Consider the following 12,022-nt stretch of genomic DNA (forward strand, 5'->3'; position numbering starts at 1 on the left):
ATAGCCTTAAATATAGCTAGGTTAGATACAACTTCTACCTCTTCTATGGCTGGACGTATTAAACAGATGGCTTGGGACCATACTTACCTTGAAAAGTTACTTTTTTATATGCTCTAGCCCTGAGAGTGAGCGGCGTTAAAAAATAGTCAATACTTATAAGGCTTTTACGGCCGGCACCTTTATAAATAGTTAATTATATTTTCATATAAAAAGCATTATAAGTATTGACTATTTTTAGTTTATGTATTAGAGTGTTTTATATATAAGTTTTAAGGAGAAAACAAGTGAGAAAAGTAGCTTTATTAGCTGTAGTTGCTATGTTAGCCGTTAATGCCTATGCGGTAGAAATCGGCATTGGTGGTAAATTAGGCGCTGGTATTGGTTGGGGCCATATTACCGAAGGTGTAAATAGCAGTAGCATAGATGCCGCTATACAAACAAGGCAATTAGGTTTACCTATTGGTGGTGAAGTTTTTGTAAACTTAGGGGTTAGTGAGCTTATTGGCTTACAATTAGGTGTAGCTTTTAGTTATGCCTTAGGTATAGGTGATATTAGTGACCGCGGGCGGGTTGATGGTGTTAATAATGGCGATTGGAGCAGCTGGGAAACTTGGCCAAGCGCTATAACCGATGATTTAAGGCTTAGCATAATTAGTGTTGGCTTAGATATTTTAGTTCGTTTTAATTTACCGCTCAATCTGCCTATTGGTCTTTATGTAAGTGTTGGCCCTAACATTGGTTATAGTAATGCCCGTACAACAGCTACCAGCGATATTGCCGGTTATGCCGATGACGGCGACTATATTGGTAGTCACTTTTTGGATATTACCGGCGTATTAGAGTTTGGTGCCGCTATTCCGCTAGGACCCGGCGCTTTAAATATCAACTTACGTAGCCGTATTGGCGGCGGTTTTTCTTTAGCTTCGTACGATCAAGATGGTAGTATAGAGCTGGAAAGTGATGAATTTGTACGCCGCTTTATCGGCGAAGTTGCAGCCTTGCGTATAGGTTACAGCATTAATTTTTAATTTAATATCTCCACTAAAAGATATTAACATAGCAGTAAAAATAAACCCCTTGTTAGCGCAAGGGGTTTATTTGGTAAGGTACTGTCTTTTTTAGTGCAAAGTTAATTTGCTCTTAAGGTAATAATAACTATTTCTTCCGGCGGGCCAAGCCGTACATTTAACAGCGAGGTACCAATGCCGCTGGTAATAATAATTTGGCCATTACCGCTAGGCAGCGGCACTAAACCATATTTGTATCTTTGCCTATAACGGCTGCTGGTAAAGGGAGCCCAGCCCAAAAAGGTTACCTGCCCGCCATGTGTATGGCCGCTAAGCACTAAATTAATGGCGCTAACATCGTACTGCTCCACAAAGTCGGGGGTATGGCTTACCAAAATGGTAAAATCATCTGGCCGGCGGCCGGCAAGAGCGGCCGGAAGGTTAGGTAAGCTAAAGCGCATATCGGCTACCCCAGCTAACCAAAGACGCTGGCTGCCTCTACTAAGGGCTAAACCGTTATTTTCGAGGTTAGTAATACCGGCACGGTTTATTTCGGCTATAACACGGTTACGCAAATGGTAGTCATCGTGGTTACCAAGTACGGCATAAACCCCGTAGGGAGCTTGCAGCTTAACTAGGTAGCTAAAAAGTTCTCTTAAATTGGCTTCGCGCCGCTCGGTTAAATTGGCTCGCTGGCGGCCTTCGGCATAGTCGCCGCCTAAAATAATTATATCGGCCCCGCTCTCATTAAGCTGCTTAATAATTACAGCAAGGCCAGCCTCGCGTAAGGTGCTTTTATAGTGAAAATCGCTGATAAAAGCAATTTTAAAGCCGTCAAAAGCCTCTGGAACAGCCCTATCTTTAATAGTATAGTGGGTAAATAAAGCTCCTTCGCTGTTAAGCATAGTACAAGATGTAGCCAGCAGAGCGATAGGTAATAATAGCCATAAGTTATTTCTCTTAATTTTCAATTTTTATTTTTTAATTACCTTGTAAGATAAGCTAGCTCTTTAGGTAAAACAACATTGTTGCCAAATAAATCTTCGCCGTAACCATGTTCGGCCAAAATTTTTATATCTTCCAATACGCGTTTATCACCCTCAAAAGTTAGTTTTAAATCTAGTTTACCATCAATTTTACCCATAGCCATATAACGTGCCACTAACCTTTTGATAAAAGAGAGAGCATCTTCCCCTTTTATTTCGTCAATATCGATAAAATTAAAAGCAGCTTCATAAACTAAAAGTTCTTTTTGCTCTATTAATTCAAAAAAAGCGGCACGGGCAAATTCTTTTAATTTATCAAGATTTAAAACTTCACCTGCGGATAAAGCTTTAAAGGCTTTAGTTTTGCTAACCAGTTCGACAAGTTGTTTGCGTTTATGCTCATTAAGTTCTTCGTTGGCTCTAAACAACTCCAACGGCAAGCTGGCATTGTATTCTTGGTCGTAAAGTTTCATCTTTACTTCACTGCCATAGTGTAACACAATTTTAGATATTAACGTTGAGGGCCTAACATGAAAACCGCGATAGCTAGGATAAGTTAGGCTAATACTGGTTTTTTCTACATATTTTTTAAGCATAGTTTGGCATAAGTTACGGCTGACTTTACGGTAGCGGTCGGCATAACTAATGGCATAGCCAATGATGACTATCAAGCTTCTTTCATCATTTTTTTCGATGAACGAAAGTAACCTAACTTTAGGTTCGCTTAAAATATGACGCTGGTAGTAATGTACCATAGCGGTTAGTACCTCTAGTAAATGGTAAATAATCGAAATATGGCCGCGCATTACCGGTAGGTTTTTGTCTTGCTGCGGTAAGTCGCTACCTAAAACGGCGGTATCGTAAAGCGATTGCATATTATGAAAACGCGTTTGCAATAAACGCACGTTTTCGGCACTAACCACCGAAGGAACTAAACTAGCTAATCCTTTTTTGCTAAGTTCGATAGAGCTACTTTCTAAAAGGCCGCTGCTCTCCGATAAATTTAAAAACTCGGTAGCTAACATTACCACCGTATTACGCGGCGAAGTTTCGTGGCGTACGCGGCGGGTAACCGGTAATTGGTAGCTAAAGAGTACTTCTTCGCTGGTTAGCGATTCCGGCAGAGCATTAACATTAGCGGCTATCTCACGTTTTTTACCTTCGTTAATTAAAGTAACACAGGCTTTTATAAGCAACTCGCGCACCAGTCTAATGCAGCTTTTGGTTTCGCCGTTAAAATCGCCTTCTATATCTAATAGATAATATTTCTTAATGTTGTCTCTAATGTGCAGCAGCTTAACACAGGTGGCACTCATTATTTTAACAACAGCTACCGATTTTCTAAAGCTGTGCCAGTAACGGTTAGTTATGGCATCGGCGGCATCTAAAAACTCTTCTAAATCGAAGGCGGCTATATAAAGCTGGTTTAACAAAGCCCTGTCAAGCTTTTCGGGAGTTAAGCTGCGGTCGCTGGCTACCTGTGCTAATATGAGCAAATAACGTGCTTTACGATTAACCAGCTTCTCGAAGCTTTTTTCGGCATCTTGGCTTTTATTAACCAACGATTTTAATATATTCATTATACTTACACTCTTTTTAATCAAAAATTAAGAAGTAATAATTAAAAAAATTTCTTAATTTTAACTCTTAATTAATACTTATATCCACTATCGCCAATAAACTCGCGCAAAATAGAGTAATTTGGCACATATTGGGCCGAAATTACCTGAAAACGCTCTAGGTAACGTAAAAGGCGGCAGGCCTCGTGGTAATGCGGCATATTGGCCTTTACCTCTTTTAAAAGAGCCTCAATATAACCTTTTAATACAAAAAGTTCGTAATCTAGGGCCGAATTAAAGGCCACATCGGCGGTTTCTTGGTAAGGAAAAATCCATTTTTCTTCGCCGGCTTTAACATTGGGCCACATAGCTAAGGTGTCGCTGGCCCCCGTATTCCTAAATTGCCAGTCGCGTACAATCCGCCTTATAAGACGGCTATCGCTGGTAGATAACCTATGCTGTTCATCGATATTTAACTGAATAAGGGCCGAGATATAAATCTTAAATTTATGTTCGCTAGTTATGCTGGCTGAAATTTGCTCGTTAAGGCCATGTATACCCTCTATTAGCACGATACTTTTTTCGGTAAGTTCTAGCGGGGCGGCATCAAAGGTGCGCTCTTTAGTTTTAAAGCTGTATTTGGGAATGGCTACTTTATCACCCTTAATTAAAGCCGTTAAAGTTTGGTTAATTAAAGGTAAATCGAGCGCTTTAATATGTTCAAGGTCTTTTTCGCCTTTATCAGTTAGGGGTATTGCGTCGCGGTTAATAGTATAAAAATGATCAAGCCCTATTAAGTGAGGCTTAAAGCCGTTAATCTCTAGTTGCATAGCTAGTTTTTTAGTAAAGGTAGTTTTACCGCTGCTGGAGGGGCCAGCGATAAAAACAAATTTTACCTGCCCGCGGCCAGCTATTTGGTCGGCAATGGCGGCTACCTTTTTATCGTGTAACCCTTCGGATAAATGAATAAGCCTTTGTAGACTAGCTTTATGACGCAGGTGTTTGTTAAGGTTACCCACCGAATCGCTGCCAAGCATAGCTACCCAACTACGGTGTTCTCGGTAGGTAGCCATTACCAATGGCCGCTCTTGCCGCTCGGGGAAGGAGCTATCTAATAAATTAGTAGGGTAACGTAAAAAAAAGCCGTTTTCGCCTTTAATTAATTGGTATTTGCTAAGTAACGAGGTATTTGGTAATTGTAACCCATAATCTAGGCTATAAGTAGCACCTAGCTGATAAAAAGCTAAAGTTGCCTCGTTACTGTATTCTAGCAACGAGTGGCTATAACTTTGCCCCATTTTATTAAAGTAGGTTAAAGCCTCTTGGTAGCTCATAAAAGTATGGTTTATCGCCAGCGAAGCGGCAACTAAAGTTTGCATCTTTTGGTTAATAGCCTCTAGGTAATTATCCGGCAGCTCGCCACTATAGCGGTAAAAGTAGGCATCGGCTACCGTTTGGCCTATAACAAAGTGTACGGCCGGATAAAGCTCGTTTACTGCAGCCATTAATAATAAGTTAAGGCTGCGCCTGTAAGCCTGTAGGCCCCATTTATCGGCTATAAAAATGGGTTTAAGCTCGCCTCCTAATAAAACACTTTGGTTAAGGCCAATAAGCTGGTTGTTTAAAACAAAAGCTACAGCGTTGTGGCACTCGCCATCTTTGGCTAGTAAATTTAGAGTAGAGCCAACGGGAAGTTGCTTTAGCTGGCCGGAAGGTAATTTAAAAGATATATCACGCATATTTACTGGTTAATATACCATCTTTTTTTAAATTTCACAAGTATTTTTTAGCCGATAATAGCTTTTATATAAGCAAATTGTACTACTTGAACAAAGACAATATGTAAAAATAAAATTTTACATTTTTAAAAAGTAGTGCTACAATATCGTGTTAGTTATTTTTGCTAATAATTACAATTTTTTAAGAGGTGGAAGCTATATGAGTAAAATATTAAATGTTACCAGTGAAATAGGTAACTTAAAAGAAGTTTTGGTACATCGCCCCGGCGGCGAGTTAGAGAATTTAACGCCCAACTACTTAAGCGAATTTTTATTTGACGACATACCTTACCTTGAGGTAGCCCGGCAAGAACATGATGCCTTTGCTAAAATAATGACCGATAAAGGTATTAAAGTAATTTATGTTGAAAAATTAATGGCCGAGACCATTGCCACCAGTGATGAGCTGCGTAACGAATTTATTAGTAATTTTTTACGGGAAGCTAAAATTTATGATAGTAAAACGCGCAGCTTTGTTGCCGCTTGGTTAATAGAAAATTTTAACCATCAGGGTATTGTAGATAAATTGATAGAAGGTATTCGCAGTAAAGATATTCCCGGTTTTGATAAACTTAGCAGCTTAGCTAGCGTTATTAACAGCCATTATCCCTTTTTAACTAACCCGTTGCCCAATACTTTATTTACGCGCGACCCCTTTGCTACCGTTGGACACGGCGTAACCATTAATAAGATGTACACTCACTTACGCAGCCGTGAAACTTTAATGGCTGATTATATCTTTAAATATCACCCTAAATACAAAAATGCCGATATTCCGCGCTGGTATAACCGCGATGATTTAGCTCATATTGAGGGCGGTGATGAATTGATTATTAACGAAAAAACTCTCTTTATTGGAGTATCCGAGCGTACAGAGGCTACCGCCATCGAAAACTTAGCTAAAAAATTATTTTATACCGAAGGGGTAAGCTTTGAGCGTGTACTAGCCTTTGATATACCTAAAACCCGTGCCTTTATGCACTTAGATACGGTTTTTACTCAGATAGACCACGATAAATTTACTATCCACCCCGGTATTGAGGGTAGTTTAACGGTGTACACTTTAACCAAAGGCAGCAGCGGCGAAGGTAGTATTAAGATAAGCGAAGAAACCGACCAACTAGATAAATTGCTAAGTAAAATTTTAGACAAAAAAGTTTCTTTAATTCGCTGCGGCGGTGGCGATGTTATAGCCGGCGACCGAGAACAGTGGAATGATGGCGCTAATACCTTAGCTTTAGCCCCCGGTGAAGTAGTGGTCTATAGCCGTAACCACGTAACTAATAATTTACTGCAAGACAATGGCATTAAAATAAATGTTATGCCCAGCAGCGAACTTTCGCGCGGGCGCGGCGGCCCACGTTGTATGAGTATGCCCTTAATTAGGGAATAGGGAACAAGTAACAAGGGAGAGATGTTTTGTTTCCTTGTTACTTGCTCTTTTTATAAAAAATAAAAATATTTTAAATAAAAGGAAAATAAAAGCATGGCATTTAACTTGAAAAACAGAAACTTTTTAACATTAATGGATTTTTCGGCCAAAGAAATTCAGTATTTGCTTGATTTATCGCGCGATTTAAAACGAGCAAAATACACCGGTAACGAAGTACAAAGGCTTAAAGGCAAAAATATTGCCCTTATCTTTGAAAAAGACAGTACCCGTACTCGCTGCGCCTTTGAGGTAGCAGCCTATGACCAAGGTGCGCATGTAACTTATCTTGGGCCATCGGGCAGCCAAGTAGGTAAAAAAGAGAGTATGAAAGACACCGCTCGTGTATTAGGCCGTATGTACGACGGGATTGAGTATCGCGGTTTTGAGCAGAAACTGGTGGAAGAGCTGGCCCAGTATGCCGGTGTACCGGTATGGAATGGCCTTACTAACGAAGACCACCCCACGCAAATACTAGCCGATTTTTTAACCATCATCGAGCATTTTGGTCGCTTAGAGGGTATTAAATTAGCTTATGTGGGTGATGGCCGTAACAATATGGCTAATGCTTTAATGATTGGTAGCGCCAAAATGGGTGTGCATTACAGTATTGTAACCCCTAAAAGTTTATTCCCCGAGCCGCAGTTGCTTAAAAAATGTGAAGAAATTGCTAAGGTCAGTGGCGGCAGTATAACGGTTACCGATAGCCTAGACGGTGTTAATGGTGTACACGCCGTTTACACCGATGTATGGGTAAGTATGGGCGAGCCCGATAGTGTATGGGAAGAACGTATTAATTTACTAAAACCTTATCAAGTAAATGCAGCTTTAATGGCTAAAACCGACCCTAAATCGATTTTTTTACACTGTCTTCCGGCCTTTCACGATACCGAAACTGCCATTGGCCGTGATATTGAAAAGAAATTTGGTCTTAAAGAGATGGAAGTTAGCAACGAGGTATTTGAAAGTGAAAAAAGCCTTGTTTTCGATGAGGCCGAAAACCGTATGCATACCATTAAAGCGGTAATGGTGGCCACTTTGGGTAACCAATAATGCATAATTACAAATATAATATTGACAAGTAAAATTTATCTGCTATAATATGATGTTAAGGAGAAGATGTAAATATGGTTGATGTTGCTAAAAAAAAGTTTAAAATGCCTACGGCCTTAGGTATTTTATTTGGTTTAATTGTTGTGGTATGGGCGCTGGGCTGGGTTATCCCCAGCGGCTTTTACGACTACCTCACCCCCGCCGGTGTAGAGCAAGTGCCTACAGGCGGCTATTTGCGCGACTATGTGCAGGCTAACCGAGCTAGGCTGATTGCCGATGGCCTGTTAATTCCTGCCGAAGATATGCCGGCCCTTATTGCCGGCGGCGCTACAGTAAGGGGAATGAGGCTTACCCCCGTTGGCGGCACCTTTACCCATGTAACTGGCCCTCAATTTACGGTGGCTTCGCCTTTTGCCATTTTTACGGCACCTGTTAGGGGTTTTTACGATGCCGTTGGTGTAGCTTTCTTTATTATTGTGGTAGGCGGTTTATTGGGTATTATTAATAAAAGCCGCGCTATAGAGGTAGGCATAGCTCACTTAATGCACGCTATGCGCGACCGCATTTACTTGCTTATTGGTATTTTAATGGTACTGTTTTCGATTGGTGGTTCTACTTATGGTATGGCCGAAGAAACCATTGCCTTTTACCCTATTTTATTGCCTATTATTATTGCTGCCGGTTTTGATGCAATGACGGGTGGTATGATTATTTTGATGGGCGCCGCCGTTGGGGTGCTGGCCAGTACGGTAAACCCTTTTTCTATAGGTGTAGCTAGTGGTATTGGCGGTATAAGTATTGGCAATGGTATTGGCCTTAGGCTTATTATGTGGGTTGTTTTTACCAGCTTTGCTATATTTTATGTTATTAGATATGCCCGTAAAGTTAAGGCTAACCCCGGAGCTTCGGTATTGGCCGATTTAAACAACGAAATTAATGCCCACTTTTTAAACAAAGAAAATCAACAGCAAACCGTTGAAAAAACTACTATAAGGCAAAAATTAATTTTAGCTGTCTTTGCCTTAACTTTTGTGGTAATGATTTATGGTGTTATTCCGTGGAGTGATATGCCCGGTTTCTTGAGCCGTTTACCAGATTTAGGCTGGTGGTTTGCCGAGCTATCGGCTTTATTCTTAGCCTCAGCCATTATTTGCGGTATTATTGCCGGCTTTAAAGAAAGTGAAATTGCTAGTAGCTTTATTACTGGTGCCAGAGATATGATGGGTGTTGTTATTATGGTAGGTGTGGCGCGCGGTATTTCGATATTAATGACCGATGCGATGATTACCGATACCATTTTATCGGCCACCGAAATTGTTGCCGGTTGGCCAAGCGTATTTTACATAAATGCCCTTTATTGGCTGTTTATGTTACTTACTTTCTTTGTACCATCATCATCGGGCTTAGCAACCCTCAGTATGCCGCTGGTTATACCAATGACCGAGATGGCCGGCTTTTCGCCCGCTTTAGCTATAACGGCTTTCCAATCGGGTATGGGTATTATTGGTATGATAACACCTACCAGCGCCGTTATTATGGGCGCTCTTATGCTTTCTAAAATACCTTATGAGCGTTACCTAAAGTTTATTTGGAAATATTTATTATGTATATTTATAATGACAACTATCTTGTTGTCGCTAGGTGCAGTTTTTAGTTAAGTAGGACTTACCCTGCATCCGTAGGTGGTGCTTACAAAGCACTACCTATGTCATTTAATATAATAGGAGAATTTATGAAATTTGTTATAGCACTTGGCGGTAACGCCTTGCAAGACGATAAAGGGCCGGCTACCGCCGAAGCTCAGCTAGAGGTAGTAAAAAAGAGTGTGCTGGGCATTGCCGATTTAATAGAGCAAGGCCACACCGTTATGGTTAGCCACGGTAATGGGCCGCAGGTTGGCCGTATTGTAATACAAAATGAAACTGCCAGCGCTGTAACGCCGGCTATGCCCTTTGATGTATGCGGGGCAATGAGTCAAGGTTATATTGGTTACCACATACAACAAGCTTTAAAAGAAGAGCTGGCTGGCAGAGGGATTAACAAAAATGTGGTATCACTGGTAACCCAAGTAGAGGTTGATGCAAACGATAAAGCCTTTGTTAACCCCACCAAACCCATCGGCCCTTTTTATAAAGAAGAAGAGGCTAAAAAACTACAAGCCGAAAAAGGTTACAGCGTTAAAGAAGACAGCGGGCGCGGCTGGCGGCGTGTGGTGGCTAGCCCTAAGCCTGTTAGTATTATCGAGTTAGAAAGTGTTAAAACTTTAAACGCTGCCGGCCATGTGGTTATTACCGTTGGTGGCGGCGGTATACCGGTAGTTAAAGAAGGCAAAGGCTACAAAGGAGTAGCGGCGGTTATTGATAAAGATTTAGCCAGCGCTAAATTGGCCGAGCTTATGGAGGCCGATGCCCTCATTATTTTAACGGCGGTAGATAAAGTAGCCATTAACTTTGGTAAACCAAACCAAGAAAACTTGGCTACTTTAAATGCTGCTCAAGCTAAAGAGTATATAGTTACCGGTCAATTTGGGGTAGGCAGTATGTTACCTAAAGTAGAGGCTGCTTTAATGTTTACCGAAAGTAAGGCTGGTCGTAAAGCCATTATTACCAGTTTAGAAAAAGTAGCCTTAGCTATAAAAGGCGAAGATGGCACGATAGTTAAAAACTAATAATTAAAAGTTAAAAATGAAGCGGGCATTGCCCGCTTTTTATTTATAGGCCGGCTAAATTTTATGGTAACTACCTATAGGTCCATCTAAATTTCTTTTACTGGCGAAGGGTTGGGTAGTGATTTATCGTTTACTTTTGCTATCGATAAATAGATAGTTTTAAATTTTAGCTTTACTTTAACTGTAAGTTATGTTAAACTAAAACTATGAAAAAAATATTAATTTTATTTTTATTACTAATAGCCATAAATGTACAAGGACAAGGGTTGCCGGTACCGGCTAACGCTACGCTGGCCAGTTTGTTCCCTGATGAGAATTTGAGAAGAGTGGTGGCGGAGGTATTAGGGCCTAATGCCGGGTTAACCGGGCAAAGATTGAGTGATGAGTTGGCGAGGGTAGAGGAGCTTCGGGCTTGGCATAGAGGAATTAGAGATGCGACAGGGGTTGAATATTTAATAGGACTAATTAGTCTTGATTTAAGCTATAACAATATATCTAGTATTAATGTAAAAAATAATATTAATTTAACTAGTCTTAGTTTAGCCTATAATGCTTTAGAAACTATAGATGTAAGTAATAATAGTAATTTAGTTTCAATTGAGGCATTTCGTAACTCACTTACCAGTATTCATTTTGGTTACAATCCTAATTTAACTCACATTATGCTGAACTGGAATTATCTGGCTTATCTTGATATAAGCGCTCTTTCTAATTTAACTAGTCTTAATGTAAACTGGAATAGTTTGAGCAGCCTTGATGTAAGTAATAATATTAATTTAGCTCATCTTGATGTAAGCCATAATCATAGATTAACTTATCTTGATGTAAGCCATAATATAAATTTAATCAGTCTTGGAGTTAGAAATAATATAAATTTAATTAGTCTTGATGTAAGTAACAATATAAAATTAATCAGTCTTTTTGTAGATAGAACAGGGATAACGAGCCTTGATGTAAGTAATAATACTAATTTAGAGATAATTGGGGTAACGGAGACGGGATTAACAGAGCAAAATATACTAGGTTTTAGGGATAATATACATTTGGATTTTAATGAACTCAGACATCAATAGTAGCCTGTACCTTAAAGGTACAGGCTATTACTTAAAATTTAACTTCTTCTTCTGCCACTAATTCTAATACCACGCCAGCTAATGGTATTAGCTAAAGGGTTGTTATTAGCATCTACCGGGTAAACCAACCTATCGCTGGAATTATATAAAAACTGCCCCCTGCCATCGGCTAAAATAAAGTGCCTTATATTTCCCACTATACCTTCAATTATAGTATAGTGATAACGGCCATCAAAATGCTCATTAGCAAGGCTAGTATTATCTCTAAGCCTATGTCCGCTCTCTGTTGCCGTTAAAAAATTTCTTCTAAAGTAACTAAATACGGCATTAAGTAAAAGCGGGGTGTTCTCTACAAGGGTGTTTCCTCTCATAAGCGGCACATCTTGCCCATCACGGCGAAAAGTTAATGTGGTAACTAACCGGTACATTTCTACTACTTCAGCGGGAGTAAAGGGATTACAGCGTATAC

The 12,022-nt window shown here is 40.0% G+C and carries 10 protein-coding genes; 6 read left to right on the top strand and 4 right to left on the bottom strand.

Translation table 11 applies throughout. The annotated features are described in order from the left end of the window. The first annotated feature begins 284 nt into the window (after window positions 1–284). The gene (locus FWE37_07300) at window positions 285–1,028 is read left to right on the top strand and encodes a hypothetical protein (protein ID MCL2520787.1); all 744 of its coding nucleotides are present in this window, start codon (window positions 285–287) and stop codon (window positions 1,026–1,028) included. Between the two features lie 101 nt (window positions 1,029–1,129). On the opposite strand, the gene FWE37_07305 is transcribed toward FWE37_07300, so the two are convergent. The 3 genes from FWE37_07305 to FWE37_07315 all read right to left on the bottom strand — a co-directional run bounded on the left by FWE37_07305 (window position 1,130) and on the right by FWE37_07315 (window position 5,291). Next, entirely contained in the window at window positions 1,130–1,912 is a 783-nt protein-coding gene (locus FWE37_07305; GenBank protein MCL2520788.1) for a metallophosphoesterase, read from the bottom strand. Window positions 1,913–1,992: 80 nt separating this feature from the next. Next, entirely contained in the window at window positions 1,993–3,573 is a 1,581-nt protein-coding gene (locus FWE37_07310; GenBank protein MCL2520789.1) for a hypothetical protein, read from the bottom strand. Window positions 3,574–3,644: 71 nt separating this feature from the next. Continuing rightward, window positions 3,645–5,291 carry a nucleoside kinase gene (locus FWE37_07315; GenBank protein MCL2520790.1) on the bottom strand — a complete coding sequence of 549 codons (1,647 nt, stop codon included), beginning with the start codon at window positions 5,289–5,291 and terminating at the stop codon, window positions 3,645–3,647. A gap of 199 nt (window positions 5,292–5,490) precedes the next feature. Here FWE37_07315 and arcA point away from each other — a divergent pair, with 199 nt between their 5' ends. The 5 genes from arcA (at window position 5,491) to FWE37_07340 (ending at window position 11,553) form a co-directional block, all read left to right on the top strand. Further along, window positions 5,491–6,723: an arginine deiminase gene (arcA, locus tag FWE37_07320; GenBank protein MCL2520791.1), complete on the top strand. Its 1,233-nt coding sequence runs from the start codon at window positions 5,491–5,493 to the stop codon at window positions 6,721–6,723. A 93-nt stretch (window positions 6,724–6,816) separates the two neighbouring features. After that, window positions 6,817–7,812: an ornithine carbamoyltransferase gene (argF, locus tag FWE37_07325; protein MCL2520792.1), complete on the top strand. Its 996-nt coding sequence runs from the start codon at window positions 6,817–6,819 to the stop codon at window positions 7,810–7,812. Window positions 7,813–7,886: 74 nt separating this feature from the next. Continuing rightward, window positions 7,887–9,470: a YfcC family protein gene (locus tag FWE37_07330; GenBank protein MCL2520793.1), complete on the top strand. Its 1,584-nt coding sequence runs from the start codon at window positions 7,887–7,889 to the stop codon at window positions 9,468–9,470. Window positions 9,471–9,544: 74 nt separating this feature from the next. After that, entirely contained in the window at window positions 9,545–10,480 is a 936-nt protein-coding gene (gene arcC / locus FWE37_07335) for a carbamate kinase (GenBank protein MCL2520794.1), read from the top strand. Between the two features lie 206 nt (window positions 10,481–10,686). Further along, window positions 10,687–11,553, top strand: a complete 867-nt coding sequence (locus FWE37_07340) for a hypothetical protein (GenBank protein ID MCL2520795.1) — start codon at window positions 10,687–10,689, stop codon at window positions 11,551–11,553. 38 nt (window positions 11,554–11,591) lie between these two features. On the opposite strand, the gene FWE37_07345 is transcribed toward FWE37_07340, so the two are convergent. Then, a partial coding sequence (locus FWE37_07345; GenBank protein MCL2520796.1) for a hypothetical protein occupies window positions 11,592–12,022 on the bottom strand: 431 nt, incomplete at its 5' end.

The sequence above is a fragment of the Spirochaetaceae bacterium genome, assembly GCA_009784515.1.
In the GTDB taxonomy this organism is placed as follows: Bacteria; Spirochaetota; Spirochaetia; order WRBN01; family WRBN01; genus WRBN01.